The sequence below is a fragment of the Pseudomonas sp. NPDC089396 genome (assembly GCF_044749545.1).
Taxonomy (GTDB): domain Bacteria; phylum Pseudomonadota; class Gammaproteobacteria; order Pseudomonadales; family Pseudomonadaceae; genus Aquipseudomonas.
Window position 1 is genome coordinate 298,240 of record NZ_JBIVIC010000005.1, and the last position, 26,697, is coordinate 324,936.

A 26,697-nucleotide genomic window follows, 5' to 3' on the forward strand; every position below is an offset into this window, starting at 1 on the left:
AGGCAAACATCAATGCCCGGCAGTTTTCGAGAACAGCTGAATCACCACCACGCCGCCCACGATCATCGCCATGCCCAGCATCGCCGGCACATCCAGCTTCTGCCCATAGATCACCAGGGCCGCCACGCTGATCAGTACTATCCCCAACCCCGACCAGATCGCATAGGCGATGCCCACCGGAATGCTGCGCACCACCAGGGTCAGCATCCAGAACGCGATCCCGTAGCCAACGACCATCAGCAGCAACGGCAGCGGCGTGCTTAGTCCCTTGACCGCTTTCATGGAAGCGGTGGCGATGACTTCGGCGCAGATGGCGATGGCGAGGTAGGTATAGGCGTTCATGGGGGGTTCTCCGGTTACTGGTCGAGCATTCTAGACGTCCCTCGGATGGGGTAAAGTCATTACCTATCAGCATGGGAGATAGGTTGATGGCAGAGCGTTGGGATCTCGAACAACTGCGCCTGTTCGCGCGGGTCGCCGAATTGCGCTCGTTCTCGGCGGTTGCCCGTGAGCAGCGTCGGGCGCAATCGGCGATCAGTAACGCGATTGCTTTGCTGGAAGCAGACCTTGGCGTCACCCTGTTCGAACGCAGCAGCGGTCGGCAGCCCAGGCTGACCGAAAATGGCACGGCCTTGCTGGAGGATGCCCGCGAGCTGTTGCGTCAGTGCGAACGCCTGGATGGTCGAGCGTTGGCGCTGATGCGGGGTCAGGAAGCCATGTTGCGGGTTGCCCAGGACGAGGCCATGCCCTATCAGCCCGTCATCGACAGCCTCGACGAACTGGCCAGCCGCTACCCCTTTCTGGAGGTGCAACTGGCCAGTGGTGCCCAGGGCGATGTGGCGCGCAAGCTGGCGGAGCGGCGCGCTGACCTGGGGTTGTTCTTTCATCACGAAAGCATTCCCGCATCGCTGGAGCGGCGTGCCCTGGGCAGTGTGGAGATGGTCACGGTGTGCGCGGTCGATCACCCGCTGGCGCGTGAAGCGCGGGTCACCCGCCAGCAACTGGCGCTTCACCGCCAATTGCTCATCACCCCCCAGCAAAGCGGCTACCCCGGCGGCGAGGCGATCAGCCCGCAGGTCTGGCGTGCCGACAGCTTCTACGCCATGGCCGAGCTGCTGATGCGTGGCCTGGGCTGGGCCTGGTTGCCGCGACATGTGGTGCAGTACCCGACCTACCAGGCGCAGATGGTCGAGCTGGACAGCGAGTGGCGGCCCCCGGCCTTGGTGGTGGAGCTCGCCTGGCGCCGGGATGAGCCGCTGGGGCCGGCCGCACAATGGTTGGCCGAGCGCTTTGCGGTGCACCTGCGCGCGATCGGTTAAACTTCGCCGCCATGAACAGAACCCTCTATACCCTGCTGTTTCACCTGGGCCTGCCGCTGGTCGCGCTGCGCCTGTACCTGCGTGCCCGCAAGGCGCCGGCCTATGGTCAGCGCATTGGCGAACGCTTTGCCCGCAACCTGCCGGCCATGCGTCAGGGCGGCATCTGGGTGCATGCGGTGTCGGTCGGTGAAAGCATCGCCGCCGCGCCGATGGTGCGCGCGCTGCTCAAGGCTTACCCGCAGTTGCCGATCACCCTCACCTGCATGACCCCGACCGGCTCCGAGCGCATTCGTGCAATGTTCGCCGATGAACCTCGCATCCAGCATTGCTACCTGCCCTACGACTTGCCGTGGGCGGCGGGGCGCTTTCTCGATCATGTGCGCCCGTGCCTGGGCGTGATCATGGAAACCGAGCTGTGGCCCAACCACATCCACCAGTGTGCCAAGCGGGGTATTCCCGTGGCCCTGGCCAATGCGCGGTTGTCCGAGCGCTCGGCGCGTGGTTATGCGCGCTTTGCCAAGCTGACCCGGCCAATGCTGGCCGAGATGAGCCTGATTGCGGTGCAGACCGAAACCGAGGCGCAGCGTTTCCGCGACCTGGGCGCGCGGCCCGCGTGTGTGCAGGTGACCGGTTCGATCAAGTTCGACCTGAAGATCGACGAGCAGTTGCTGCCGCGTGCCAAGGCCTTGCGCCAGCAATGGGGAGCCGATCAGCGCCCGGTATGGATCGCGGCCAGCACCCACGAAGGGGAAGATGCGTTGATCCTGCAGGCCCATCGGCAGTTGCTGCAGGTGCATGGCGATGCGCTGTTGATTCTGGTGCCGCGCCATCCCGAACGGTTCGATGCGGTGCATGCCTTGTGCAGCGAGCAGTTCGCCACGGTGCGTCGCTCGGCCGGCACGGCGGTCGATGGCCAGACCCGCGTGTTGCTCGGCGACACCATGGGTGAGTTGCTGTTCCTCTATGCGCTGGCCGACATCGCCTTCGTCGGCGGTAGCCTGGTCGCCACCGGTGGCCACAACCCGCTGGAACCGGCGGCCTTGGCGTTACCGGTGGTCATGGGGCCGCACGTGTTCAACTTCCTCGAGATCACGGCAATGCTGCGTGAGGCGGGCGCGTTGCAGCAGATCGACGATGCCGAGGGGCTGGCCGAGGCGGTGCGTCGACTGGTGGAGTTGCCCCAGGATGCGCAGCGCATGGGCGAGGCGGGCAGGGCGGTGATGCGGGCCAATCAGGGGGCCTTGCAGCGGTTGCTCGATGGGCTGGGGGCACTCATTCGCTAAGCGATGCGATCCCTGTAGGAGCGGCCTTGTGTCGCGAAAGGGCCGCGAAGCGGCCCCGGCAATTTGTGCATCGCTGCTGATATCTGGGGGCCGCTTTGCGGCCCTTTCGCGACACAAGGCCGCTCCTACAACAACGACCGTGCTCCTGAATCAAGGCTTGCGTTCGAAGTTCTTAGCGGCAGCGGCGGCCAGGTCCGGCGGCAGGAAATCCTTGTCCGGGTTGTAGTCCGCCTTCAGATAGCGCTTCAGGTCGATCAGGTCCTGCGGGCTCAAGGTCCCGGCCGCCTGCTTCAGGCTCAGGTTGTCGAGAATGTAGTCATAGCGGCTGTTGTTGTAGTCACGCACCGACGTATACAGCTGGCGCTGTGCATCGAGCACGTCGACGATGTTGCGGGTACCGACCTGGTAGCCGATCTCGGTGGCTTCCAGCGCACTCTGGTTGGAAATGATCGACTGTTTGCGCGCCTGAACTTGTTCGACATCGGTGTTCACCGCACGGTGCAGGTTGCGGGTGTTTTCCACCACCTGGCGGCGCAGGCTCTCGCGCTGCTGCTCACTCTGGCTCAGGCGTTGGTACGCCTCGCGCACCTGCGAGCTGGTCAGCCCGCCGCTGTAGATCGGAATGTTCAGCTGCAGCCCAATGGTGGTCTGTTCCACATCACCGCTGTAGCGCTGGCCGGGGAAGGGCGAGGGGTTGGAGAATCCGAGATTGTCGTTGTCGCCCTTGTCGTAGCGCGCCACCGCATCCAGGGTCGGTGCATGGCCGGCCTTGCGCTGGCGCAAGGTTTCTTCAGCGGCGTCGACCGCGTGGTTGGTGGCCAGCAGGTTGAGGTTCTGGCGTCCAGCCGTTTCTACCCAGGCCTTGGCGTCATTGGGAATCGGAACCTGGATCGGCAAGGTGTGGACCACGCCCTGGATCGCGCTGTACTCGCGGTTGGTCAGGGTCACCAGGGCCTCGAAGGCGTCCTGCACCTGGCGCTCGGCAATGATCCGGTTGGCCCGGGCGGTGTCGTAGCTGGCCTGGGACTGCAGCACGTCGGTCTTGTCGGAAAGGCCGACGTCGAAACGTTCATTGGACTGGTCCAGCTGGCGCTTGAACGCGGCTTCCTCGGCCTTGGTCGCGGCCAGGTTGTCCTGGGCGCGCAACACGGCGAAGTAGTTCTGTGCGGTCTGCAGGATCAGGTTCTGCTCGGTGGCCGACAGTTCCAGCGCGGCCTGTTCGTTGACGGCCTCGGCTGCCTGCAGCTGGAACCAGCGGTCGGCGCGGAAGATCGGCTGCGAGAGGGTTGCATTCCACGAATTGCCACTGCGGTTGGTGGTGGCCGACGGCTCGTCGAACTTGGTGCGCGTGTTCTGCATCTCGGCACCGGCCGACAGGTTCGGCAGCAGGCCGGCGCGGGCCTGGGGCACCACTTCGCGGCGGGCACCGTAATCGGCACGTGCGGCAGCAAGATCGGCGTTGTTGTCTACCGCTTCCTGGTAGACGCTGACCAGATCGGTCTTTACCGTCGGGGGCACTTGCGCTGCCCAGACCACACCGTTGGACGCACAAGACACGGCAATCGCCAGTGAGAGTTTGCGCAGCATAGAGGCAATCCTTGTACGAGATTGTAATTTCTGAACTGTTGAGTATCGAACGACGGGCCAGTGTAGTGCCGTGGGCCCCTGGCAACAATCGCCGAGTTTGCCTTTCATCATCGCCTTGTTTTACCCGCTTGGCTTTGCGGACCACTCCAGTCTAGACTGCGCATGTTCTTGTCGGGGTGCCTTGAGTCAAAGGCTGAGATCGGAGAGTTCCGGATCCCGTTGAACCTGATCAGGTTAGCGCCTGCGTAGGGAACAAGATTGCTCGCCTTCCCGGGGAGCCTCTTGTGCCAGATCCGGGAATGTCGCAGCTGCATGCAGCTCAAGGCACCCCACATCCGGCACTGCACACCCGTCAAGGGGTGCGTTCATGCCTTTCAGGTTCTCCCCGACATTCGCCCGCAAGGAAGACGTCTGGAGAGCCTGTGATGAGCAAACAAGAAAAATCGATCAACCTCAGCGAGTCGGCACAAGTCGACCAGCAGTCCGTGCAACCGTTCCCGCGCTCGCGCAAAGTTTATGTCGAAGGCTCGCGCCCTGACATCCGCGTGCCCATGCGCGAAATCAGCCTGCACGACACCCCCACCGACTTCGGTGGCGAAAGCAACGCGCCGGTGCTGGTCTATGACACCTCCGGCCCGTACACCGATCCTGAGGTCATCATCGACGTGCGCAAAGGCCTGGCCGATGTGCGTTCGGCCTGGATTGACGCCCGCGGCGACACCGAGCGCCTGGCCGGCCTGAGCTCCAACTTCGGCCAGCAGCGCCTGAACGACGCGGAACTGGCCAAGCTGCGCTTCGCCCACGTGAACAACCCGCGCCGGGCCAAGGCCGGGGCCAACGTCACGCAGATGCACTATGCGCGCCAGGGCATCATCACCGCCGAGATGGAATACGTCGCCATCCGCGAAAACATGAAGCTGCAGGAGGCCCGCGCCGCCGGCCTGCTCAGCCAACAGCACGCCGGCCACAGCTTCGGCGCGAGCATCCCGAAAGAGATCACTGCCGAGTTCGTGCGCGAAGAGATCGCCCGCGGCCGCGCGATCATCCCGGCCAACATCAACCACCCGGAACTGGAACCGATGATCATCGGCCGCAACTTCCTGGTGAAGATCAACGGCAACATCGGCAACAGCGCCCTGGGTTCCTCGATCGAGGAAGAAGTGGCCAAGCTGACCTGGGGTATCCGCTGGGGTTCGGACACGGTCATGGACCTGTCCACCGGCAAGCACATCCATGAAACCCGCGAGTGGATCATCCGCAACTCGCCGGTACCGATCGGCACCGTGCCGATCTACCAGGCCCTGGAAAAGGTCGGTGGCGTCGCCGAGGACCTGACCTGGGAGCTGTTCCGCGACACCCTGATCGAACAGGCCGAGCAGGGCGTGGACTACTTCACCATCCACGCTGGCGTGCTGCTGCGCTACGTGCCGATGACCGCCAAGCGGGTTACCGGCATCGTCAGCCGCGGCGGTTCGATCATGGCCAAGTGGTGCCTGGCGCATCACCAGGAGAACTTCCTGTACACGCATTTCGATGAGATCTGCGAAATCATGAAGGCCTACGATGTCAGCTTCTCGCTGGGTGACGGCCTGCGCCCGGGCTCGATCGCCGACGCCAACGACGCGGCCCAGTTCGGTGAACTGGAAACTCTCGGCGAGCTGACCAGGATCGCCTGGAAGCACGACGTGCAGTGCATGATCGAAGGCCCCGGCCATGTGCCGATGCAGCTGATCAAAGAGAACATGGACAAGCAGCTGGAGTGCTGTGACGAGGCGCCGTTCTACACCCTCGGCCCGCTGACCACCGACATCGCACCGGGCTATGACCACATCACTTCGGGTATCGGTGCGGCGATGATTGGCTGGTTCGGTTGCGCGATGCTGTGCTACGTCACGCCGAAAGAGCACCTGGGCCTGCCGAACAAGGACGACGTCAAGACCGGTATCATCACCTACAAGATCGCCGCGCATGCTGCCGACCTTGCGAAAGGCCACCCGGGCGCGCAGATTCGTGACAACGCGCTGTCCAAGGCACGTTTCGAATTCCGCTGGGAAGACCAGTTCAACCTGGGCCTGGACCCGGACACCGCGCGGGCCTACCACGACGAGACGCTGCCGAAGGAGTCGGCCAAGGTCGCGCACTTCTGCTCGATGTGCGGGCCGAAGTTCTGCTCGATGAAGATCACCCAGGAAGTCCGTGAATACGCCGCCAACCAACGCATCGAGGCGGTGGATGTCGCGGTCGAGGATGGCATGCGCGAGCAGGCCGAGCGGTTCCGCCAGGAAGGCAGCCAGCTGTACCACAAGGTGTAAAAACAATAATCGGGCGGTGCGCGATGCGCACCGCATCGCCGGCAAGCCGGCTCCCACAGGTACTGCGATTGCGCGATCCTTGTGGGAGCCGGCTTGCCGGCGATTGGACCCACCCTTTTTTCTGGCGAGCACGAATCAGCATGACCATCCCCAGCCATTTCTCCCCCGACTACCCGGTCCCCTCCAGCCAGCGCCCGTTTGGCGGCCGTGACCTGTTCTCGCTGTGGTTCTCCCTCGGCATCGGCCTGATGGTCCTGCAGGTGGGCGCCATGCTTGCCCCCGGCCTTGGCCTGGCAGGCGCCGTTCTGGCCATCGCCCTCGGCACCGGCGTGGGTGTGCTGCTGCTGGGCGCAGCAGGCGTCATCGGCAGCGACACCGGCCTGTCGGCCATGGCCACCCTGCGCCTGAGCCTGGGCCGCCACGGCGCACGCTTGCCGGCGCTGCTCAACCTCCTGCAACTGGTGGGCTGGGGCGCGTTCGAGATCATCGTCATGCGTGATGCGGCCAGCCTGCTCGGCGCACGTACCTTCGGCGAAGACAGTCTGTGGAACAGCCCGATGCTCTGGACCCTCTGCTTCGGCGGCCTGGCGACCCTGCTAGCGGTCAGCGGGCCGCTGGCCTTCGTGCGCAAGATCTTGCGCAAATGGGGCATCTGGGTACTGATGGGGGCTTGCCTGTGGCTGACCTGGAACCTGTTCGCCAAGGCCGACCTGGCCGAGCTGTGGACGCGCAGTGGTGACGGTTCGATGTCGCTGGCCGTGGGCTTTGACATCGTCATTGCCATGCCGCTGTCGTGGCTGCCGCTGATCGCCGACTACTCGCGTTTCGCCAGCAACGGCAAGCGCGTCTTCGGCGGGACCGTGCTGGGCTACTTCATTGGCAACACCTGGCTGATGAGCCTGGGTGTGGCCTACACCCTGGCATTCGCCCCGAGCGGCGAGGCCAATGCCCTGCTGCTGGCCCTGGCGGGTGCCGGCATGGGCCTTCCGTTGCTGTTGATTCTGCTGGATGAGTCGGAGAAAGCCTTTGCCGACATCCACTCGGCTGCGGTTTCCAGCGGCTTGCTGGTGCCTGTGAAAGTCGAACACCTGGCCTTGGCCATCGGCGTGCTGTGCACCCTGATCGCCCTGCTGGCGCCGTTGGCCCAGTACGAAAACTTCCTGCTGCTGATCGGTTCGGTGTTCGCGCCGCTGTTCGGCGTGGTGCTGATGGACCACTACGTGATCCGCCGCCGCCGCGCGCCAGCTCAGGTCGACGGGCTGCACTGGCAGGCGCTGCTGGCCTGGGTAGTGGGTGTCGCGGCCTACCATTTGATCGCCGCGCAAGCGCCAGCGCTGGGGGCCACCCTGCCAGCACTGATGCTGGCAGGTGGGCTGCATGCGCTACTGAGCCTCAGCCGCGGCCGGGAAACAGTTCAGGCTTGATGACGCCATTCAGGCGCGGGTAGGGCAGCTTGAGTTCCACGTGGCCCATGGAATAGGGCGCGATGGTATAGACCTCATACTTGACCACTACCGCGCCGTAGGTCAGGGCGATGTGCGGGGACTTCTGGAACGGCCAGGTCTTCACGAACTGGGCGTCCTTGTCCATGCCCACGCTGATCAGCCAGGCGCGGTGCGATTCCTCGACGGTCTTCCAGAAGGTGTCCTCCTGGCCCGGCACCAGCATGTCCTGGAGGGTCAGCTCCCTGTCCAGCTTGCGCGAGTAGTTGATGAAGCCACGCCCGGGCATGCCGTGGGCACCACCGCTGTCGAGGTAGCTGGACAGCTCGATGATCACCAGTCCGTCATGCTGTTCACGTACCTTGGCCTGCAGGTAGCTGCTGTTGCGCTTGTCGGCGCTGGCCAGGTATTGCTGCTCATAGGCCTGCAAGGTGCTTGGCGCAGTGCCACGCTGGTTGTCTTCGGTCAGTTGCAGCAGGCGTTTCTCGACGATGGCGTCGAGTTTCGGCAGGTCCGGGAAGTGGATGGTATCGATGTTGACCAACGGGCAGTCACTGGCGCTGCAGCCGGGTTTGACGTGCTCCCAGGCATCGCGCTTGACCTCTAGCGGAGCCCGGTAATTGGGCGTGAACAGGCTCTGGCAGGCACCTAGGGCCAAGGCCAGCACAGCCACGGAAGTCAGTTTGACAAGTGTCATGATGATCCTTGCAGAACGGGGAAAAGTCGGCCTTTGACCGTCTGCGCGGCCTTCAGTTCGCCACTAAGCTAACAGAGAGAAGACGCGCTGTCCCGACTGCACGAACGGTTGCCGGAAAGGGATGAAACCGGCAAGCGTGCAGAGTAGGATGGCGCGATGCGGTATTCGAGGTAATGAGGATTTCCATGTCAGACGCGTTGAATTCAGTGCCCAAGGGCTTCGAGATCATCGAGCGGGCCAATTGCTTCCAGGGCTTTTACAAGCTCGACAAGTTGCGGCTGCGCCATGAACTGTTCGCTGGGGGCATGGGGCGTGAAATCAGTCGTGAGCTGTTCGTGCGGCACGATGCCGTATGCGTGTTGCCCTACGATCCGCTGCGCGATGAAGTGGTGCTGATCGAGCAGTTTCGGGTCGGCGCGTTGGACAAGGTTGCCAACCCTTGGCTGATCGAGATGGTCGCCGGGCTGATCGACAAGGACGAACAGCCGGAAGAAGTGGCCCACCGCGAAGCCGAAGAGGAAGCCGGCCTGACCTTCAGCGCCCTGTGGCCGATGACCCGCTATTTCCCGTCGCCGGGTGGCAGCGATGAATTCGTGCACTTGTTCCTCGGGCGCTGCAGCAGCGAAGGCGCCGGTGGCCTGCATGGTCTGGAAGAAGAAGGCGAAGATATCCGGGTGCGCATCTGGTCGTTCGAGGATGCCTTGCAGGCCGTGCGCGACGGGCGCATCTGCAACGCGGCGACCATCATCGGCCTGCAATGGTTGGCACTGAACCGTGACGAAGTTCGAGGTATGTGGAAGTGAACCTGCTGCGTGAGCGTTATCGGGTCGACCTGGCCGGGCTGCAAGCAGCCTGCGAGGCCAACTATGCCCGGCTCATGCGCCTTCTACCCGACATGCGCACCAGCCAGAGCTCGCGGCGCATCGGCATGACCCAGGGCGATCAGATGCTCGGCGTGCTGGTGCTGGACGTCGTGCTGGCCTGCCCATACACCACCACCTTGCGCGTACGTCAGGAGCACAGCCTACCCTGGCTGCCGGTGCCGCACCTGGAGGTGCAGGTGTACCACGATGCGCGCATGGCCGAAGTGATCAGCGCCGAACATACCCGGCGCCTGCGCAGCATCTACCCGTATCCCAATGAAGCGATGCATCAGCCGGACGAGAAAGCCCAGCTCAATCTTTTCCTCGGCGAATGGCTGAGCCACTGCCTGGCGTGTGGCCATGAACTGGCAAGTGTGCGCTGAAATGTGACGCCGGTCGGTTTCGCCTGTTTGCTCGCCACGGCTGCAGCGCGATAATCCCTGCTGAATCCGCTCGAGGAGACGGCCGTTGCCGCACCCAGATCTTTCCCCGGCACCCGTGCATGTGGTGCAACTGACCGACGCCCATCTGTTCGCCGACCCGGCGGGCACCATGCTGGGCCTGAACACCCGTGACAGCCTGCGCCATGTGATCGAGCAGGTGCGGCGCGAGCAACCGCGTATCGATCTGCTGCTGTGTACAGGTGATTTGTCACAGGACGCCAGTGTCGCTTCCTATGAAGCTTTCCGTACCTTGACCGCTGGGCTGGGTGCTCCCGCGCGCTGGTTGCCGGGCAATCATGACGAAGCGCGGGTGATGGCCGAAGTGGCGCCGCAGCTGGTGCAGGCGGTCACCGACGTGGGTGCCTGGCGAGTGGTGATGCTCAATACGGCGGTGGCAGGGGCTACCCATGGGCTGCTTGAGCAGGACCAGTTGTCACTGCTCGACGAGGCGCTGGCATCGGCAGGCGAGCGCCATTGCCTGGTGTGCTGCCACCATCAGCCGGTAGACATTGGCTGTGCGTGGATTGCGCCCATCGGCTTGCGCAATGCCAATGAGCTGTTTCAGCGTTTGGCGGGTTATCCACAGGTCAAAGGGTTGCTTTGGGGCCATATCCATCAGCCATGGGATGAAGTGCGCGATGGCGTGCGCCTGCTGGCCACACCGTCCACCTGTATCCAGTTCGCCGCCGCCAGCGAGGACTTCAAGGTGAGCGAGGAGCAGCCCGGTTATCGCTGGCTGCGCCTGCATGGCGACGGGCGGTTGGAAACCGGTGTGGAGCGGGCCACGGACTTCGAGGTCAGGCTCGACTTCGACAGCCCGGGGTACTGATGTTTGTGGGGCTGCTTCGCAGCCCAATCGCCGGCAAGCCGGCTCCCACCCCCCTGTGGGAGCCGGCTTGCCGGCGATTGGCCGCTGAAATTGTTGCGAAAAACCAGCCGCGGCACCAAAACCCGGCGAACACGCTACACTGCGCATCCCTGCGCCCGTACCCTCGGGTGCGAAGCCTAGATTTCCGGGGGCAGCATGTCGGGTTCCATCCTCTATATCCATGGCTTCAACAGCTCTCCGCTGTCCACCAAGGCGCGTCAGCTCGAAGCGGTGATGCAGCAACTGGGGCTGTCCGGCCACCTGCGTGCACCAGCCTTGCACCATCACCCACGCCAGGCCATGGTGCAGCTCGAAGCCGCCATCGCCGAGCTGGGCGCGCCGCTGCTGGTCGGCAGCTCGCTCGGCGGCTACTATGCCACCCATCTGGCCGAGCGCCATGGCCTGAAGGCATTGCTGGTCAACCCGGCGGTAACCCCGCACAAGCGGTTCGACGGCTACCTGGGCAGCCAGCGCAATCATTACACGGGTGAAACCTGGGAGCTGACCCACGACCACGTGCAGGCGCTGGCCGAGCTGGAAGTGCCGGCACCCAAGGACCCCAGCCGCTATCAAGTGTGGTTGCAGACCGCCGATGAAACCCTGGACTATCGCCACGCCGAACGCTATTACCGGGCCTGCGCCCTGCGTATCCAGGCCGGCGGCGACCACAGCTACCAGGGCTTCGCCGCGCAGCTGCCGGCCCTGCTGGCGTTCGCCGGGATTGCCCGGCAGCAGTACGCGGCGCTCGATTTTTCTGTATTTTGATTTTTTCGCACTCACCAGACTGACGACGAGAACCCATGGCCAATCCCAGCGCTAGCGCCTATAACGCAGACGCCATCGAAGTCCTCTCGGGCCTTGACCCGGTCCGCAAGCGGCCGGGCATGTACACCGATACCAGCCGGCCGAACCACCTGGCCCAGGAAGTCATCGACAACAGCGTCGACGAAGCCCTGGCAGGCCACGCCCGTTCGGTCCAGGTCATCCTGCATGCCGACCATTCGCTGGAAGTCAGCGACGATGGCCGCGGCATGCCCGTGGATATTCACCCCGAAGAGGGCGTGTCGGGGGTCGAGCTGATCCTTACCAAACTGCACGCCGGCGGCAAGTTCTCCAACAAGAACTACCAGTTCTCCGGCGGCTTGCACGGTGTTGGCATCTCGGTGGTCAACGCCCTGTCGACCCAGGTGCGCGTACGCGTCAAGCGCGACGGCAACGAGTACCAGATGAGCTTCGCCGATGGCTTCAAGGCCAGCGAGCTGGAAGTGGTCGGTACGGTCGGCAAACGCAACACCGGTACCAGCGTGTACTTCAGCCCTGACCCGAAGTATTTCGACTCGCCGAAGTTCTCCATCAGCCGCCTCAAGCACGTGCTCAAGGCCAAGGCCGTTCTGTGCCCAGGCCTGCTGGTGAGCTTCGAGGACAAGGCCAGCGGCGAGAAGGTCGAGTGGCATTATGAGGACGGCCTGCGTTCCTACCTGGTCGACTCGGTCAGCGAGTTCCTGCGCCTGCCCGACGAGCCGTTCTGCGGCAGCCTGGCCGGCAACAAGGAGGCCGTCGACTGGGCACTGCTGTGGCTGCCCGAAGGCGGCGACAGTGTTCAGGAAAGCTACGTCAACCTGATTCCCACCGCCCAGGGCGGCACCCACGTCAACGGCCTGCGACAGGGCCTGCTGGATGCCATGCGCGAGTTCTGTGAGTTCCGCAACCTGCTGCCGCGCGGGGTCAAGCTGGCGCCCGAAGACGTCTGGGAGCGCATCACCTTCGTGCTCTCGATGAAAATGCAGGAGCCGCAGTTCTCCGGGCAGACCAAGGAACGCCTGTCGTCCCGCGAAGCTGCGGCTTTCGTCTCGGGTGTGGTCAAGGATGCCTTCAGCCTGTGGCTCAATGCCCACCCCGAGCTGGGCATGCAACTGGCGGAACTGGCCATCAGCAACGCCGGGCGGCGCCTCAAGGCGAGCAAGAAGGTCGAACGCAAGCGCATCACCCAGGGCCCGGCATTGCCAGGCAAGCTGGCCGACTGCGCCGGGCAGGATCCCATGCGTGCCGAGCTGTTCCTGGTCGAGGGCGACTCCGCCGGTGGTTCGGCCAAGCAGGCACGGGACAAGGAGTTCCAGGCAATCCTGCCGCTGCGCGGCAAGATCCTCAACACCTGGGAAGTCGACGGTGGTGAAGTCCTGGCCAGTCAGGAAGTGCATAACATCGCCGTGGCCATCGGGGTCGACCCCGGTGCCGCCGATCTGACGCAGCTGCGCTATGGCAAGATCTGCATCCTCGCCGACGCCGACTCCGACGGCCTGCACATCGCGACCCTGTTGTGTGCGCTGTTCGTGCAGCACTTCCGCCCGCTGGTCGAGGCCGGCCACGTCTACGTCGCCATGCCGCCGCTGTATCGCATCGACCTGGGCAAGGAAATCTACTACGCCCTCGACGAAGCCGAGCGTGACGGCATTCTCGACCGCCTGGTGGCCGAGAAGAAGCGCGGCAAGCCACAGGTCACCCGATTCAAGGGCCTGGGCGAGATGAACCCGCCGCAGCTGCGCGAAACCACCATGGACCCGAACACCCGGCGCCTGGTCCAGTTGACCCTGGACGACCTGGCGGGCACCACCGAGATCATGGACATGCTGCTGGCCAAGAAGCGCGCCGGTGATCGCAAGAACTGGCTGGAAACCAAAGGCAATCTGGCTGAGGTCCTGGTTTGATTCGTCTGTTGGTCGCGGTTCTGCTGAGCCTGATTGCCCTGCCTACCCTGGCAGGGAACTGGCCAGAACTGAAACTGGCATCCGAGCACCCCATCGACGGCATGCGCGGCGGCAACCTTTCCGGGTTGGCCTTTTGCCGAGGTGCGCTGTGGGGCGTTTCTGACCGCGACGACGACCGAATTTATCAACTCGATCAGCAGAACGCGGTGTGGCGCGCCCAGCCGCTGGCCTTCACCCCGCCGCTGGCGCCGGAGAGCGGCTTGCCCTGGGGCTTGAAAACACGCAACTGGGTCGCGTCGTACATACGCGGTGGCGAGCTGGATTACGAAGGCATCACCTGCGATCAGGCGGGCAACCTCTATGTGGTCAGCGAAGCCCATGCGGCGGTGCTGCAACTGCCGGTCCAAGGTGAGCCAGACTGGTTGAAAATCGACCCGGCGATGATTCGCCAGGCCCGGGCCAGCGGCATGCTGCTGCACTTCAACGCCTTGTTCGAAGGCCTGGCAATCAACCCGGCCGGCGACCGCCTGTGGCTGGCGGCCGAGCGTGAGCGCCGCGGCCTGGTGGCGATAGAGCGCCAGCACTCGGTGTGGACCTGCGGGCGCACGTGCGTAGTGCTCAGCGAGGCCGGGGTCGAGATGCAGCCGCCGCAAATGCCCAATGCCCGCGCGCTATCGCGTGATTTCGCTGACCTGGCCTGGTTCGAGGGCAAGCTGTTTACCCTCGAGCGCAATGCATACCGCCTCTGCCGGCGTGACGCCGACAGTGGCAACGTCGAGCGCTGCTGGTCGTTCGCAGCCGATACCCTGAAGCCGGAACGCCTCTACGATCAGCCCTTCGGCCTCGCCGAAGCACTGGTGGTCGATGCCAAGGGCGCCTGGGTAGGTATCGACAACAACAACGGTGATCGTGCCGATGGCGAAAGCCGGCCGGTGGTCTGGCGTTTCGACGCCCCGCAAGGTGGCTGGAGCGCCAAGCCATGAGCCAGGCACCCGGCAAGCGCGTGGGCAGGGTACTGATGATCGTCGCCTGGGCGGCGGCGCTGTTCCTCGCCACGCGCTTCTTCGGGCAGTGGGAGGAACGCGAGCGCAACCCCAATATCCAGGTACAGTCCGAGCATGGCGAAGGCTTCATCGAGGTGCGCCTGCTGAGTAACGGCCAGGGCCACTTCGTCGCCGATGGCGCGATCAATGGCCAGGGGGTGCACTTCATGCTCGACACCGGCGCGACCGACGTGGCGATCCCCGAGTCGTTGGCCCGTGGCCTGGACCTGCAGCGCGGCACTTCGGTGACGCTCAGCACCGCCAATGGCCGCACCGAAGGCTACCGCACCCGCCTGGACAGTCTGCAGCTGGGTGATATCCGCCTGCACAACGTGCGCGCGCTGGTGGTGCCCGGGCTGGATGGGCAAACCGTGCTGCTCGGCATGAGCGCTTTGAAACAACTTGAATTTACCCAGCGCGGCGGCACCATGCTGTTGCGCCAGAACTTGAAATGACGAGGCCCGCATGAGCGACCCACTGGAACTCAGCCTCGACGGCGTCGAACGCCGTTCGCTGGCTGACTTCACCGAACAGGCCTACCTCAACTACTCCATGTACGTGATCATGGACCGGGCCCTGCCGCACATCGGCGATGGCCTGAAGCCTGTGCAACGACGCATCGTCTATGCCATGAGCGAGTTGGGGCTCGATGCCGACGCCAAGCACAAGAAGTCGGCGCGTACCGTCGGCGACGTGCTCGGCAAGTTCCACCCCCACGGCGACTCGGCCTGCTACGAGGCCATGGTGCTGATGGCGCAGCCGTTCAGCTACCGCTACACGCTGGTCGATGGCCAGGGTAACTGGGGTGCGCCGGACGATCCGAAGTCGTTCGCCGCCATGCGTTATACCGAAGCGCGCTTGTCGCGTTACTCCGAGGTGCTGCTCAGCGAACTGGGCCAGGGCACTGCGGACTGGGTGCCGAACTTCGACGGCACACTGGAGGAACCGGCAGTGCTGCCGGCGCGCCTGCCGAACATCCTGCTCAATGGCACCACCGGCATCGCCGTGGGCATGGCCACCGACGTACCGCCGCACAACCTGCGCGAAGTGGCCAGCGCCTGCGTGCGCCTGCTCGACGAGCCCAAGGCGACCATCGAGCAGTTGTGCGAGCACATTCAAGGCCCCGACTACCCGACCGAAGCCGAAATCATCACGCCCCGTGCCGAGATCCTGAAGATCTACGAAAGTGGCCGTGGTTCGATTCGCATGCGCGCCGTGTACCGGGTCGAGGACGGTGACATCGTCGTCACCGCGCTGCCGCATCAGGTTTCCGGGGCCAAGGTACTGGAACAGATCGCCGCGCAGATGCAGGCCAAGAAGCTGCCGATGGTCGCCGACCTGCGTGACGAGTCGGACCATGAGAACCCTTGTCGTATCGTCATCATCCCGCGCTCCAACCGGGTGGATGCCGCCGAGCTGATGCAGCACCTGTTCGCCACCACTGACCTGGAAAGCAGCTACCGGGTCAACGTCAACATCATCGGCCTCGACGGCCGGCCGCAGTTGAAGAACCTGCGCGTCTTGCTGCTGGAGTGGCTGGAGTACCGCATCGGTACCGTTCGTCGCCGCCTGCAGCACCGCCTGGACAAGGTCGAGAGGCGCCTGCACCTGTTGGAAGGCTTGCTCACCGCGTTCCTCAACCTGGATGAAGTGATTCATATCATCCGCACCGAGGAACACCCCAAGCAGGCACTGATTGCCCGATTCGAGCTGTCCGAGATCCAGGCCGAGTACATCCTCGAGACTCGCCTGCGGCAGCTGGCGCGCCTGGAAGAGATGAAGATCCGTGGTGAGCAGGACGAACTGCTGAAGGAACAGGCCAAGCTGCAAACGCTGCTCGGCAGCGATGCCAAGCTGCGCAAGCTGGTGCGCAGCGAACTGATCAAGGACGCCGAGACCTATGGCGACGACCGCCGCTCGCCCATCGTCGAGCGCGCCGAAGCCAAGGCCCTGTCCGAAAACGAATTGATGCCAACCGAGCCGGTCACCGTGGTGCTGTCGGAGAAGGGCTGGGTGCGTTGCGCCAAGGGCCATGATATCGATGCCACCGGGCTTTCCTACAAGGCCGGCGACGGCTTCAAGGCTGCGGCCGCCGGCCGCTCCAACCAGTTTGCCGTGCTCATCGACTCCACGGGGCGCAGTTATTCGGTGGCTGCGCATACCTTGCCTTCGGCACGTGGCCAGGGCGAGCCGCTGACCGGCCGCCTGACGCCGCCACCGGGTGCCACTTTCGAATGCGTGCTGTTGCCCGAGGACGATGCCCTGTACGTGGTGGCCTCCGACGCCGGCTACGGCTTCGTGGTCAAGGGTGAAGACCTGCAGGCCAAGAACAAGGCCGGCAAAGGCCTGCTCAGCCTGCCCAACGGTGCCAAGGTGATCAGCCCGCGCCTAGTGGCCAATCGCGAACAGGACTGGCTGGCGGCAGTGACCACCGAGGGCCGCTTGCTGGTGTTCAAAGTGGCCGATCTGCCGCAACTGGGCAAAGGCAAGGGCAACAAGATCATCGGTGTGCCTGGCGATCGGGTGGCCAGTCGGGAAGAATATGTCACCGACCTGGCGGTGATTGCCGAGGGTGCGACGCTTGTGTTGCAGGCGGGCAAACGTACACTGTCCCTGAAACCGGACGACCTTGAGCATTACAAGGGCGAGCGGGGGCGGCGCGGTAGCAAGCTGCCACGCGGGTTCCAGCGGGTTGATGGGTTGCAGGTGGAGGGGCCCGCCTGACCCGATGAATGGTCTGGGACGGCATTTTCAGCGCCGTTCCAGGCGGAAATGCTGGAGTCGGACCAGCATTTCGCGGATGATAGTGCCCCTGCGGTGCCGGCGTGGCCGTGTGCCCAAATGAATGAATATCAGTATCACTGCGGTTTGCTTGGTGGCGACCGCCTGGATGGGATGAATGAAATTTCTGCGCCTTCCATTTGCGCTGTTGTTGACGGGCTTGCTGGGCCTGAGCGGATGCAGCATGCATCAGCCGGTTGCCCTGTATCAGCTCGACAGCGGTGATCCTGGCCAGCCCTCGCAAAGTGCGGGCATGGCCGTGGTACTCGGCCCGGTGTCGATCGCCGATTACCTGCAGCGCGAAACCTTCTTGCAGCGCCAGGCCGATGGCAGCCTGAGTTCGGCGACCGACGGTCGTTGGGCCGGTAGCCTGTCGGCGGACATCGATCAACTGCTGGTACGCCAGCTGGCTTGGCGCCTGGACAGCCAGCGCGTGGTCCTGGCCCCTGCCAGCACTGGCTTCTCGCCAGACGTGCAGGTGCTGCTGTCGATTACGCGTCTGGACTCGGGCAAGAACCAGCCGGCTATTCTCGACGCCCAATGGCGTCTGCTGGACCGTCGTGGCCATGTGCGTGACAACCGTATCGTCCACCTCGAGCAGCAGCATGAGGGCACCGAGTCGTCCCAGGTGCAGGCTCAGGGGCAATTGTTGCAGAAGCTGGCCGAACAGTTGAGCACTGCAGTCAAGCCACTGGCCAACCAGCCGGCGATCGCCGAGGACACGCGGAAGAAGGCTGCGGCCCCGGTGCAGGTCAAGAAAGAGCCGGAGAAGTCGAAGATCCCGATGGCTTCGCCGATTCGTACCGATATGGAAGTCTATCGGTTCTGATGGTTTTGCCAGATACAAGAAAGCCCGCACATGTGCGGGTTTTTTTTGTGTCTGGCACACCGCTATCTCTTGTAGGAGCGGCCTTGTGTCGCGAAAGGGCCGCAACGCGGCCCCAGCAACTTATGCAGCACCGCGAATAACCTGGGGCCGCTGCGCGCCCCTTTCGCGACACAAGGCCGCTCCTACAAGAAGCGGCGCTTGATCTTACGCCCTGCGCTCGTGCATCCGCGCCAACTGCCGCTCCAGCATCGACGGGTAAGGTTCCATCAACCGCTCCACGCAGCAGGCACCCTCCGGGCTGGCAATTGGCCGAATCCGAGCGCGCTGGCGAACCAGTGCGTCATCGCTGATCGGCCGCTCAACCAACAGCAGGTTGCGGCTGTGCTGGGACAGCGCCAAGGCGTCCTGGGCCTTTTCGGTCGTCAGCAGGTCCGCCTGCTCCAGCCCCTGCAGATCGTCGCCCTGGGTCAGGCCAAGCTGCAGTTGCAGGGTAATGCCGCTGTCGGCCACCTCGATTTGCAGGGCGTGGCCCAAGGCGCGCAGCAACTCGCCACAGCAAATGGCGTTGGTCAGGTAGTCCTCGCCACTGTCACCGCTGTGGAACAGCACCAGGGTGCTGCCGTCATTGAACGTGAAGGTTTCGCCGTCATACAGCGAAGCCGCCTGTTCCAGGCAGTCGCGGTAGCGCTCCAGCAGTTCGGTCAGGCGTGTGCGCGGCAGGCGGCGCAGTTGTTCCTGGGAGCCCAGCTGAACGGCCAGTACCGCCGTGTTCTGCGGTTCGTTGGATTTGACCACGGCTGCCACAGGGTGCGCGCTGTCTTCATCCATCAGTCCGGCGAAGGCCTCATCGTCGTCCTCTTCGGCCTGGGACGTGATCTTGGCGCGTGGCGCGGCTTTCGGCGCGGGCGCGGCCTCGTGCACGTCGTCGAACTGGTCTTCTTCCTCTACTTCGTCTTCTTCTGGCTCCGGCGGGGGCGGCGGGGCCAGACGGGCGTGCAACTGGCGGGCGATATCGCCGATCTCATCCTGGCGATCGATCGCCGGGGTGTAAGGGTGCGGGTCGCGCAGCCATACGCGCAGTTGCAGCAAGGGCAGGGTGATATGGCGGCCTTGGCGCAGGCTCAGGCTCAGCGCCAGGGCCAGCAGGATCGCGGCCAGGATGCCCATGCTCTGCAGGCTGATCAGCATCGGCTGCTGGAACTGGCTCATGTCCAGGCTGATGCGCAGCTGCCCGGCGGTGACGTCCTGGAAGGTGATCTTGGTCTGGTACAGACCTTGCGCTTCACCCAGCAGGCTGTTGCGCGGGCGCTGACCGGCTTCGGCGAGGATGCGGTTGTCCACGCTGTAGATCGCCGCGTGGGCCACCAATGGGTTCTTCACCAGGTTGCCCAGCAACACGTTGAGACTGAGGATGTCGTTGGACACCAGCAGCTCGGTCGCCGAGGTGGCGGTCTGGGTGGTCAGGCTCTGGCCAAGGGCGTCCGCCTGTTCGTGCATGGCCTGCTTGAACTGCAGGCCCATCACACAGGCATAGATCACCAGCGCCAGCGCCACCAGGAATATGTTGGTGCTGGCGATGCGCAGTGCCAGGGGAACGCGACGTTGGCGCAGGGCACGGAAGATCATGAGGAAGAAGTTGTCTGGTTTGACGGGCGTGGGCCGGTTCACAGAGCGCGGCTCTTAGTGGCGGAAAAGTGTTGCGCAGTATAGCGACCCGTGTTTTGTCGGCAAAGTATCGTTGGCGCCCGATGGTCATGGAAAATCGGTAGAATGCGCATTTTTCATCGAAGTCGGAGCCAGGTTGTGCGCGAAATCGTCCTGATCAACATCACCGGTGAGGACCGTCCCGGTCTCACCGCCGCTATCACCGGCGTCCTGCTCCAGGGCGGTGTGAACATCCTCGACATCGGCCTGGCGGTCATGCACGGCACCTTGTCGTTCGGCATTCTGGTCGACATCCCGGACAATGAAGTGGCCACAGGTCTGCTGCAGAGTGTGCAATCCAAGGCCCACGAGCTGAACCTGCAGGCCCGATACACGCCGATTTCCGAGGCGGATTACCAGCACTGGGCCGATGGCCACGGCGAGGCGCGCCACATCGTCACCTTGCTCAGCCGCAAGATCACCCCCGAGCAGCTGCAGCGGGTCAGCGCGATCATCAGCCAATACGGCCTGACCATCGAGCGTATCGAGCGCCTGTCCGCCCGGGTAGCGCTGGATACCCAGAGCGAAAACGGCAAGGCAGCCGTCGAAATCTCCGTGCGCGGTGTGCCGAGCGATGCCCAGGCGCTGCGCGCCGACTTCTTTGCCTTGTCCGAAGCGCTGAGCATCGACATTGCCTTCCAGAAGGACGACCTGTTCCGTCGCAACCGCCGCCTGGCGGTGTTCGACATGGACTCGACGCTGATCGAGGCCGAGGTCATCGACGAGCTGGCCAAGGCCGCGGGTGTCGGCGAGCAGGTTGCGGCCATCACCGAGCGGGCGATGCGCGGCGAGCTGGACTTCCGGGCCAGCTTCAAAGAGCGCATGGCGTTGCTCAAAGGGCTGGATGTCAGCGTGCTGGACCAGATTGGCGCATCCCTGCGCCTGACCGAAGGCGCCGAAAACCTGTTCGCCGAACTCAAGCGCCTGGGTTACAAGACAGCGATTCTCTCCGGTGGCTTCACCTACTTTGCCAAGCAGGTGCAGGCGCGCCTGGGCATCGACTATGTGTTTGCCAACGAGCTGGAAGTGGTCGATGGGAAGGTGACTGGCGTTGCCGTGGAGCCGATCGTCGATGCCCAGCGCAAGGCCGAGTTGCTGCAGCAGCTGGCCAGCGAGGAGGGCTTGCAGCTGGAGCAGACGATTGCCGTGGGGGATGGTGCCAACGACCTGCCGATGCTGTCGCTGGCTGGCCTGGGTGTCGCCTTCCGCGCCAAGCCGCTGGTGCGTCAGTCGGCCAAGCAGGCGATTTCGACGCTGGGTCTGGATGGGGTGCTGTATCTGCTGGGGCTGCGTGACCGCGACGCCCGCGTTTGATCTGAAAGCTTGGGGCCGCTTTTGCGGCCCTTTCGCGACACAAGGCCGCTCCTACAGGAATCACGCGTCTTCTTGTAGGAGCGGCCTTGTGTCGCGAAAGGGCTGCAAAGCAGCCCCAAAATCCTAAAGGCGATCAAGCCTGCGCCGGCTCCGCCAGCAACTCACCCATGCGCACCGCCGAACCGGCACCCAGGGTTTCTGCCCACTTCACCTGCTCCGGCCCGAACAGCACGATGGCCGTGGAGCCCAATTTGAAGCGACCCAGCTCCGCACCTTTTTCCAGGTGGATCGGTGCACGGCTGCCTTCGTCATAACGGAAGGTCTTCAGTTCACGCTTCGGCGGCGTGACCAGCCCTGCCCAGACCGTCTCGATCGAGGCGACGATCATCGCACCGACCAGCACCACGGCCATTGGCCCGCGCTCGGTGTCGAACAGGCACACCACTCGCTCGTTGCGGGCAAACAGCTCAGGCACGTTCTCCGCCGTGGTCTGGTTTACCGAGAACAGCCGGCCCGGCACGTAGACCATCTCGCGCAGGGTACCGGCCAGCGGCATGTGCACGCGGTGGTAGTCTTTCGGTGACAAATAGATGGTGGCGAACTCACCGCCCATGAAAGGTGCAGCCAGAGCCGGGTCGCCACCCAGCAGCTCAAGGGCGCTGAAGCCATGACCCTTGGCCTGGAAGATGCGGCCATGCTCGATCGGGCCAAGCTGGCTCACGGCACCGTCGGCCGGGCAGAGGATCGCCCCCGGGGTTTCGTCCAGCGGGCGCGCGCCCGGCTTGAGCGCGCGGGTGAAGAAGGCGTTGAAGTGCTCGTAGGCGCTCAGGTCTTCGACCAGTGCCTCGCTCATGTTCACCTGGTAGCGCTTGGCGAACCAGGCGGTGAAGGCGTTCTTGAACCAGCGAGCGCGGCACTCGGCGACGCAGCCGGCCAACCGTGACAGCAGGTGGTGCGGCAGCAGGTACTGGCTAATGATGAACAAACGGGATTTCATGCAGGTTCCTTAAACTTCTACAGGCGTGTCCGGGTGGTTGCCCCATTCGCCCCACGAACCGGCGTAGGCCTTGATGCGGGGATAGCCCAGGGATTTGGCCACCAGGTAGGTGAAGCCGGAGCGGCGGTGTGACTGGCAGTGGGTGATCACTTCCTTGTCGGGCGTGATGCCAAGCTGATTCAGGACTTCAGCGATGTCCTTGCGGATGCGCAGGTGGTCGTTGAGGTCCATGCCAGCGGTCCATTCAAAGTTGATGGCACCGGGAATATGTCCGCCCTTGGCCGCCAGGACCTTCTCGCCGCTGAACTCCTGGGGAGCACGGGCATCCCAGATGGCCAGGTCGTTGGCGCCGAGGCGGCTTTGCAAGTATTCGCGGGTGGCGGTCGGCTCGCCATGCAGCTGCAAGTGCACTGGCGTATTGGCCGGCGCCGGTACTTCGGTCGCGAGCTTGTCTGCCGGCCAGGCTTGGATGCCACCGTTGAGGTAGTGATAGGCCCGGTGGCCAATCACATCGAGCATCCAGATGAAACGCCCGGCCCAGCCGCCGCCTTCATCGTCGTAGACCACGTAGACGGCATCATCACGGTGGCCGAGCTCGCTGAACAGTTTCTCCAGGTCGCCGAGGGCTGGCAGCAGGCCGGGCGCCGGGGGCAGGCCCAGCTGGGTGCGCTTGCCCTCGACGAAACGCGCGCCAGGGATGTGCCCGCTGACATAGCGGTTGGCGCTGCTCAGGTCGACCAGGATCAGCTGTGGTGAATCCAGGCGCGGCAGCAGGTCATCGGCCTCGATTACCAGGGGCAATCCGGAAAAGTCTGTCATCCACGGTCTCCAGTGTGGAAAGAGGGAGCGATTGTAGCGCAAGGGTCAGCCATTGCGGTTGGCAAACACCGCCAGGGCGCGTTCAATGCATTGGGCGGTTTTGCCGAAGGCCTGCACACTGACCTCGGCCAGGGGCTTGCCGCCTTGGTCTGCCACCGCCAGCATCAGCACCTGTTCATTGACCGCCAGCGAACGTAGCAGCACGTGTTCGCTGCGAAAGAGTGCGCGCAGCGCGGAGGGCAGCAACGCGGAGAACTGGCTGTGGTTTTCCGGCGTCAGGCGTAGTTGCCCGGCTTTGCTGACCAGCTTCTGCAGCAACTTGTTCTGTGCAATGGGCAGGGCAATGGCCGCTGCCTCTTTCGGCAGGCCGGCCGTTTGCTGCACGCGCAGCAGGTCGTTGGCCTTGTCCAGGCTGAGCAGCAGCACGCGCTGCATGCCGCATTCCTGCAGGGCCTGGCGTGCCTGGGTGGCCAGGTGCACGGCATTGGTGAACGGGCTGGGCTGTGCCAGCAGATCCTGGCACAGCGTGCGCCAGCGACTCAGTTGCTCGCTCGAAGGCGGCGGTGGCGCCAGCATGTCGGGGTGCGGGCGGCGCTGGTGCCAAGGCCAGATCAGCGCTTCGGCCGGGTGGAACAGGGCGTGCCTGGCGTGGCGTCGGGCACTGGCGGCAGCCTGCTGGTGGACCTGTTGTTGCACGTCTTCCAGTGACGTTTGCAGGTACAGCGCGGTCAGCAACTGCCAGCGCAGCAGATGCGGGTTGTCCCAGCCCACCTGGGCTGCCAGCGCCAGGTTGTTGGCCAGCAGCACGGTATTGGCGGGCTGGTTGAACCAGCGGCGCAGACCAGGCGCATCGTCGAGGCGGTGCTGCTGGCTGAGCAGGTCTTCGTCGCGGGCGATGCTCAGTACCTGGGCCAGTTGCTCACGCTCTTCCAGCAGCAAGCGGTAGCCTTGGGTCACCCATTGCGGCAGGCGCCATTGCTCGGCGACGGCTTGGCACAGGGCCATGATGCGCACGCCGAAGAGCTCTTCCTCGACCTCAGCGGCCTCTTCGCCCTTGTGGATAACCCGCAGTTCCCAGGTGTCCAGCAGCTTGGGGTAGGTCAGCGCCATGGGCCACAGCGGCGAAAGAAACAGCAGGCTGCCCCAATGGATTTCCTGCCACAGCCGTGCCAGGCGGCTGGCGAACAAGCCGCTGGCCTGTTGCGCGGCATGCTGGCTGATCAGCAGGAACTGGCGCAGCACGGGGGGGATGTCGGCGTCCGGCACTGCCGGCAGGCGATTGAGCAATTCCTTGCTGCGCGCAAGGCCCAGGCGATTGAGGGCAATTTCCAGGCTTTCGGCAGGTTCTGCCTGGCTGGCGTTGGCCGGGTGGTTGGCCTCACGCATCACTGACAGCACCAGGGCCGGGCTGTCCTGCATCAGTTCGGCGATGTCGCGCAAGGAGCGGCGGTTATCGTTGATGGCGCTCATGACCCGGTCGTAACTCTGCTTCGGCACCGGTACACGAACACCGTCGAGCAGCTTTATCCAGGCTTCTAGCGTACGCGGATTCTGAGTGGGCACCTTGGATTCCATTGGCATTTTGACATCAGTCCGAACTGGCTTTTCGCATTTTGTGGCTATAGTCTGGCGCAGTTCTGCCGATAAGTAGAAGAAGAGTTTTAAAGCTCCCGTCCCTCATCCTGACCACGACAGCAAGTGCTTTGAACCTATGGCTAAAATTATCGGCATCATCGTCGTATTCGCGAGTGTGCTCGGCGGATATGTGCTTTCCCACGGCAAGATCGCGGCACTGATCCAGCCGTTCGAAGTGCTGATCATCGGCGGTGCGGCCTTTGGCGCTTTCATGCAGGCCAACCCGGGTTACATGACCATGCATGTAATCAAGAAGTCGATGAAGATGTTCGGCACCCGCTTCACCCATACCTTCTACCTGGAAGTTCTGGGTCTTGTGTACGAGATCCTCAACAAGAGCCGTCGTGAAGGCATGATGGCCATCGAGAGCGACATCGAAGACGCCGCGGCCAGCCCGATCTTCGCCAAGTATCCTGCCGTACTGGGCGATGAGCGCATGACCGCGTTCATCTGCGACTACCTGCGCATCATGTCCACCGGCAACATGGCACCCCACGAGCTCGAAGGCCTGTTCGACATGGAGCTGCTGAGCATGAAGGAAGAGCTCGAGCACCCGTCGCACGCGGTCACTGGCATTGCCGACGGCATGCCTGGTTTCGGTATCGTCGCGGCGGTATTGGGTATCGTCGTGACCATGGCATCGCTCGGCGAGGGCGACCAGGCTTCGATCGGCCTGCACGTCGGCGCGGCACTGGTCGGTACCTTCTTCGGTATCCTGGCGGCCTATGGCTTCTTCGGGCCGTTGGCCAAGTGCCTGGAGCACGATGCCAAGGAAGAGATCAACCTTTATGAGTCGATCAAGGCGTCGCTGGTCGCTTCGGCCTCGGGCATGCCGCCTTCGCTGGCCGTGGAGTTCGGGCGCAAGGTGCTGTACCCAAGGCATCGCCCGAGTTTTGCCGAGCTGGAACAAGCAGTTCGCGGTCGCTGAGTCATGGAAAACAATCAGCCGATAATCATCAAGCGCGTCAAACGCTATGGCGGCGGGCACCATGGAGGTGCCTGGAAGATCGCTTTCGCCGACTTCGCCACGGCGATGATGGCCTTCTTCCTGGTGCTGTGGTTGCTGTCCACGGCCACGCCCGAGCAGAAGATCGCCATCGCCGGCTATTTCAAAGACCCGATCGGCTTCTCCGAAAGCGGTACGCCCTATGTCATCGACCTGGGCGGTTCGCCGCAAATGGCGCCGGAAAAGACCATCAATCCGGAGCAAAAGGCCGAGCCTACCCCTGATACCAGCATCCAGATGAACAAGGAGCAGGTCGAGACCATGGCCGAGCAGGTCGAGCGCGAGCGCCTCGAGCTGTTGCTGCAGGAGTTGCAGAACAAGGTCGAAGAGAACCCGCAGCTGCAGAAGTTCAAGGACCAGATCCTGTTCGAGATTACCCAGGACGGTCTACGCATCCAGATCATGGATGCCGAGAACCGGCCGATGTTCGACATTGGCAGCGCGCGTTTGCAGCCGTACTTCGAGGACATCCTGCTGGCCATGGCCGACACCATCAAGGCCGTGCCGAACAAGATCAGCATCAGCGGCCATACCGATGCCAAGCCCTATTCGGGCAGCGGTGAGTTCGGCAACTGGGAGCTGTCGGCCAACCGCGCCAATGCCGCACGCCGGGCGCTGGTGGCCGGGGGCTACCCGGATGAACAGGTGGCGCGGGTGGTGGGGTATGCCTCGTCTTCGCTGTTCGACCGCAAGGATCCGTTCAACCCGGTCAACCGCCGTATCGACATCATCGTCTTGACCAAGAAGGCCCAGCGCAACATCGAGGGCGAGCAGGGCACGCCAGAGACACCGCCGGCCCAGGCGCCAGCGCCCGCTGCGCCTGGCGCTTCGGCGGCACCTGGCGCAGGTGATACGCCGATGCAGCCACGGGAGCTGCGCCAGAAGCTGAACATCTTCGAGGACGGTACCTTGAAGATGGACGAGGCCAAGGACCAGTAGGTCGTGCGGGGCCGCTGTGCCCCTATCGCCGGCAAGCCGGCTCCCACAATGTCTGCGGCGCAGCAAAATCCTGTGGGAGCCGGCTTGCCGGCGATTGGGGCGCGCAGCGGC

23 protein-coding genes and 1 riboswitch are annotated in these 26,697 nt (G+C 63.8%); of the genes, 16 read left to right on the top strand and 7 right to left on the bottom strand.

The window, feature by feature from the left end:
- Nucleotides 1-9: 9 nt before the first annotated feature.
- The gene (locus ACIPZB_RS11640; protein WP_008095055.1) at nucleotides 10-342 is read right to left on the bottom strand and encodes a multidrug efflux SMR transporter; all 333 of its coding nucleotides are present in this window, start codon (nucleotides 340-342) and stop codon (nucleotides 10-12) included.
- Between the two features lie 86 nt (nucleotides 343-428).
- Here ACIPZB_RS11640 and ACIPZB_RS11645 point away from each other — a divergent pair, with 86 nt between their 5' ends.
- Both ACIPZB_RS11645 and waaA read left to right on the top strand, forming a co-directional pair.
- The gene (locus ACIPZB_RS11645) at nucleotides 429-1,319 is read left to right on the top strand and encodes a LysR family transcriptional regulator (protein WP_400640305.1); all 891 of its coding nucleotides are present in this window, start codon (nucleotides 429-431) and stop codon (nucleotides 1,317-1,319) included.
- Between the two features lie 11 nt (nucleotides 1,320-1,330).
- Nucleotides 1,331-2,602: a lipid IV(A) 3-deoxy-D-manno-octulosonic acid transferase gene (waaA, locus tag ACIPZB_RS11650; protein ID WP_400640306.1), complete on the top strand. Its 1,272-nt coding sequence runs from the start codon at nucleotides 1,331-1,333 to the stop codon at nucleotides 2,600-2,602.
- A gap of 150 nt (nucleotides 2,603-2,752) precedes the next feature.
- On the opposite strand, the gene ACIPZB_RS11655 is transcribed toward waaA, so the two are convergent.
- Nucleotides 2,753-4,189 (bottom strand): TolC family outer membrane protein, encoded by a 1,437-nt coding sequence (locus ACIPZB_RS11655; RefSeq protein WP_400640307.1) that lies wholly within the window; start codon nucleotides 4,187-4,189, stop codon nucleotides 2,753-2,755.
- A 162-nt stretch (nucleotides 4,190-4,351) separates the two neighbouring features.
- A riboswitch (TPP riboswitch) is annotated at nucleotides 4,352-4,458 on the top strand.
- Between the two features lie 156 nt (nucleotides 4,459-4,614).
- On the opposite strand from ACIPZB_RS11655, the gene thiC reads away from it, so the two are divergent.
- Together thiC and cytX are read left to right on the top strand one after the other, a co-directional pair.
- On the top strand, nucleotides 4,615-6,501 hold the full coding sequence (gene thiC, locus ACIPZB_RS11660) for a phosphomethylpyrimidine synthase ThiC (RefSeq protein WP_400640308.1): 1,887 nt from the start codon (nucleotides 4,615-4,617) through the stop codon (nucleotides 6,499-6,501).
- A 140-nt stretch (nucleotides 6,502-6,641) separates the two neighbouring features.
- Complete coding sequence (cytX, locus tag ACIPZB_RS11665; RefSeq protein ID WP_400640309.1) at nucleotides 6,642-7,925, top strand: putative hydroxymethylpyrimidine transporter CytX; 1,284 nt, start codon at nucleotides 6,642-6,644, stop codon at nucleotides 7,923-7,925.
- On the opposite strand, the gene ACIPZB_RS11670 is transcribed toward cytX, so the two are convergent.
- Nucleotides 7,894-8,640, bottom strand: a complete 747-nt coding sequence (locus ACIPZB_RS11670; protein WP_400640310.1) for an RsiV family protein — start codon at nucleotides 8,638-8,640, stop codon at nucleotides 7,894-7,896. The two genes, cytX and ACIPZB_RS11670, sit on opposite strands and share 32 nt — an antisense overlap.
- A 185-nt stretch (nucleotides 8,641-8,825) precedes the next feature.
- Between ACIPZB_RS11670 and ACIPZB_RS11675 the strand changes: the two genes are divergently transcribed.
- The 9 genes from ACIPZB_RS11675 (at nucleotide 8,826) to ACIPZB_RS11715 (ending at nucleotide 18,172) form a co-directional block, all read left to right on the top strand.
- A complete protein-coding gene (locus ACIPZB_RS11675) occupies nucleotides 8,826-9,443 on the top strand; it encodes an NUDIX domain-containing protein (RefSeq protein ID WP_400640311.1) in 618 nt (205 codons plus the stop codon).
- Entirely contained in the window at nucleotides 9,434-9,886 is a 453-nt protein-coding gene (locus tag ACIPZB_RS11680; protein WP_043273633.1) for a DUF1249 domain-containing protein, read from the top strand. Before ACIPZB_RS11675 ends, ACIPZB_RS11680 begins: the two co-directional genes overlap by 10 nt.
- Before the next feature lie 85 nt (nucleotides 9,887-9,971).
- The gene (gene cpdA, locus ACIPZB_RS11685; protein WP_400640312.1) at nucleotides 9,972-10,775 is read left to right on the top strand and encodes a 3',5'-cyclic-AMP phosphodiesterase; all 804 of its coding nucleotides are present in this window, start codon (nucleotides 9,972-9,974) and stop codon (nucleotides 10,773-10,775) included.
- 195 nt (nucleotides 10,776-10,970) lie between these two features.
- Nucleotides 10,971-11,579 carry a YqiA/YcfP family alpha/beta fold hydrolase gene (locus ACIPZB_RS11690; RefSeq protein WP_400640313.1) on the top strand — a complete coding sequence of 203 codons (609 nt, stop codon included), beginning with the start codon at nucleotides 10,971-10,973 and terminating at the stop codon, nucleotides 11,577-11,579.
- A gap of 35 nt (nucleotides 11,580-11,614) precedes the next feature.
- Nucleotides 11,615-13,519 carry a DNA topoisomerase IV subunit B gene (gene parE, locus ACIPZB_RS11695; protein ID WP_008095035.1) on the top strand — a complete coding sequence of 635 codons (1,905 nt, stop codon included), beginning with the start codon at nucleotides 11,615-11,617 and terminating at the stop codon, nucleotides 13,517-13,519.
- A complete protein-coding gene (locus tag ACIPZB_RS11700; protein ID WP_400640314.1) occupies nucleotides 13,516-14,502 on the top strand; it encodes an esterase-like activity of phytase family protein in 987 nt (328 codons plus the stop codon). The genes parE and ACIPZB_RS11700 overlap by 4 nt, the downstream gene beginning before the upstream one ends.
- A complete protein-coding gene (locus tag ACIPZB_RS11705; RefSeq protein WP_400640315.1) occupies nucleotides 14,499-15,017 on the top strand; it encodes a TIGR02281 family clan AA aspartic protease in 519 nt (172 codons plus the stop codon). The genes ACIPZB_RS11700 and ACIPZB_RS11705 overlap by 4 nt, the downstream gene beginning before the upstream one ends.
- A 10-nt stretch (nucleotides 15,018-15,027) precedes the next feature.
- Nucleotides 15,028-17,286 carry a DNA topoisomerase IV subunit A gene (gene parC, locus ACIPZB_RS11710; RefSeq protein WP_008095032.1) on the top strand — a complete coding sequence of 753 codons (2,259 nt, stop codon included), beginning with the start codon at nucleotides 15,028-15,030 and terminating at the stop codon, nucleotides 17,284-17,286.
- Nucleotides 17,287-17,461: 175 nt separating this feature from the next.
- Nucleotides 17,462-18,172, top strand: a complete 711-nt coding sequence (locus tag ACIPZB_RS11715) for a membrane integrity-associated transporter subunit PqiC (protein WP_400640316.1) — start codon at nucleotides 17,462-17,464, stop codon at nucleotides 18,170-18,172.
- A 204-nt stretch (nucleotides 18,173-18,376) separates the two neighbouring features.
- Here ACIPZB_RS11715 and ACIPZB_RS11720 read toward each other — a convergent pair whose 3' ends face one another.
- On the bottom strand, nucleotides 18,377-19,840 hold the full coding sequence (locus ACIPZB_RS11720) for a histidine kinase (RefSeq protein ID WP_400640317.1): 1,464 nt from the start codon (nucleotides 19,838-19,840) through the stop codon (nucleotides 18,377-18,379).
- Nucleotides 19,841-19,975: 135 nt separating this feature from the next.
- On the opposite strand from ACIPZB_RS11720, the gene serB reads away from it, so the two are divergent.
- Complete coding sequence (gene serB / locus ACIPZB_RS11725) at nucleotides 19,976-21,190, top strand: phosphoserine phosphatase SerB (RefSeq protein WP_008095384.1); 1,215 nt, start codon at nucleotides 19,976-19,978, stop codon at nucleotides 21,188-21,190.
- Between the two features lie 133 nt (nucleotides 21,191-21,323).
- On the opposite strand, the gene asd is transcribed toward serB, so the two are convergent.
- Genes asd through ACIPZB_RS11740 form a run of 3 tightly spaced genes read right to left on the bottom strand, consistent with a single transcriptional unit; the run spans nucleotide 21,324 to nucleotide 24,587 of the window.
- Complete coding sequence (asd, locus tag ACIPZB_RS11730) at nucleotides 21,324-22,187, bottom strand: archaetidylserine decarboxylase (RefSeq protein WP_400640318.1); 864 nt, start codon at nucleotides 22,185-22,187, stop codon at nucleotides 21,324-21,326.
- Between the two features lie 9 nt (nucleotides 22,188-22,196).
- Entirely contained in the window at nucleotides 22,197-23,006 is an 810-nt protein-coding gene (locus ACIPZB_RS11735) for a rhodanese-like domain-containing protein (RefSeq protein ID WP_400640319.1), read from the bottom strand.
- Between the two features lie 45 nt (nucleotides 23,007-23,051).
- On the bottom strand, nucleotides 23,052-24,587 hold the full coding sequence (locus ACIPZB_RS11740) for an HDOD domain-containing protein (protein ID WP_400640320.1): 1,536 nt from the start codon (nucleotides 24,585-24,587) through the stop codon (nucleotides 23,052-23,054).
- Between the two features lie 130 nt (nucleotides 24,588-24,717).
- Between ACIPZB_RS11740 and motA the strand changes: the two genes are divergently transcribed.
- Together motA and motB are read left to right on the top strand one after the other, a co-directional pair.
- A complete protein-coding gene (gene motA, locus ACIPZB_RS11745) occupies nucleotides 24,718-25,569 on the top strand; it encodes a flagellar motor stator protein MotA (protein WP_008095392.1) in 852 nt (283 codons plus the stop codon).
- A gap of 3 nt (nucleotides 25,570-25,572) precedes the next feature.
- Nucleotides 25,573-26,586 carry a flagellar motor protein MotB gene (motB, locus tag ACIPZB_RS11750; protein ID WP_400640321.1) on the top strand — a complete coding sequence of 338 codons (1,014 nt, stop codon included), beginning with the start codon at nucleotides 25,573-25,575 and terminating at the stop codon, nucleotides 26,584-26,586.
- The last annotated feature ends 111 nt before the right edge of the window (nucleotides 26,587-26,697 follow it).

What these genes read in the sequence shown, in the direction of transcription:
- ACIPZB_RS11640 (WP_008095055.1), bottom strand. Translation starts at nt 342, where the DNA reads ATGAACGCCTATACCTACCTCGCCATCGCCATCTGCGCCGAAGTCATC.
- ACIPZB_RS11645 (WP_400640305.1), top strand. Translation starts at nt 429, where the DNA reads ATGGCAGAGCGTTGGGATCTCGAACAACTGCGCCTGTTCGCGCGGGTC.
- waaA (WP_400640306.1), top strand. Translation starts at nt 1,331, where the DNA reads ATGAACAGAACCCTCTATACCCTGCTGTTTCACCTGGGCCTGCCGCTG.
- ACIPZB_RS11655 (WP_400640307.1), bottom strand. Translation starts at nt 4,189, where the DNA reads ATGCTGCGCAAACTCTCACTGGCGATTGCCGTGTCTTGTGCGTCCAAC.
- thiC (WP_400640308.1), top strand. Translation starts at nt 4,615, where the DNA reads ATGAGCAAACAAGAAAAATCGATCAACCTCAGCGAGTCGGCACAAGTC.
- cytX (WP_400640309.1), top strand. Translation starts at nt 6,642, where the DNA reads ATGACCATCCCCAGCCATTTCTCCCCCGACTACCCGGTCCCCTCCAGC.
- ACIPZB_RS11670 (WP_400640310.1), bottom strand. Translation starts at nt 8,640, where the DNA reads ATGACACTTGTCAAACTGACTTCCGTGGCTGTGCTGGCCTTGGCCCTA.
- ACIPZB_RS11675 (WP_400640311.1), top strand. Translation starts at nt 8,826, where the DNA reads ATGTCAGACGCGTTGAATTCAGTGCCCAAGGGCTTCGAGATCATCGAG.
- ACIPZB_RS11690 (WP_400640313.1), top strand. Translation starts at nt 10,971, where the DNA reads ATGTCGGGTTCCATCCTCTATATCCATGGCTTCAACAGCTCTCCGCTG.
- parE (WP_008095035.1), top strand. Translation starts at nt 11,615, where the DNA reads ATGGCCAATCCCAGCGCTAGCGCCTATAACGCAGACGCCATCGAAGTC.
- ACIPZB_RS11705 (WP_400640315.1), top strand. Translation starts at nt 14,499, where the DNA reads ATGAGCCAGGCACCCGGCAAGCGCGTGGGCAGGGTACTGATGATCGTC.
- parC (WP_008095032.1), top strand. Translation starts at nt 15,028, where the DNA reads ATGAGCGACCCACTGGAACTCAGCCTCGACGGCGTCGAACGCCGTTCG.
- ACIPZB_RS11715 (WP_400640316.1), top strand. Translation starts at nt 17,462, where the DNA reads ATGAAATTTCTGCGCCTTCCATTTGCGCTGTTGTTGACGGGCTTGCTG.
- asd (WP_400640318.1), bottom strand. Translation starts at nt 22,187, where the DNA reads ATGAAATCCCGTTTGTTCATCATTAGCCAGTACCTGCTGCCGCACCAC.
- ACIPZB_RS11735 (WP_400640319.1), bottom strand. Translation starts at nt 23,006, where the DNA reads ATGACAGACTTTTCCGGATTGCCCCTGGTAATCGAGGCCGATGACCTG.
- ACIPZB_RS11740 (WP_400640320.1), bottom strand. Translation starts at nt 24,587, where the DNA reads ATGCCAATGGAATCCAAGGTGCCCACTCAGAATCCGCGTACGCTAGAA.
- motA (WP_008095392.1), top strand. Translation starts at nt 24,718, where the DNA reads ATGGCTAAAATTATCGGCATCATCGTCGTATTCGCGAGTGTGCTCGGC.
- motB (WP_400640321.1), top strand. Translation starts at nt 25,573, where the DNA reads ATGGAAAACAATCAGCCGATAATCATCAAGCGCGTCAAACGCTATGGC.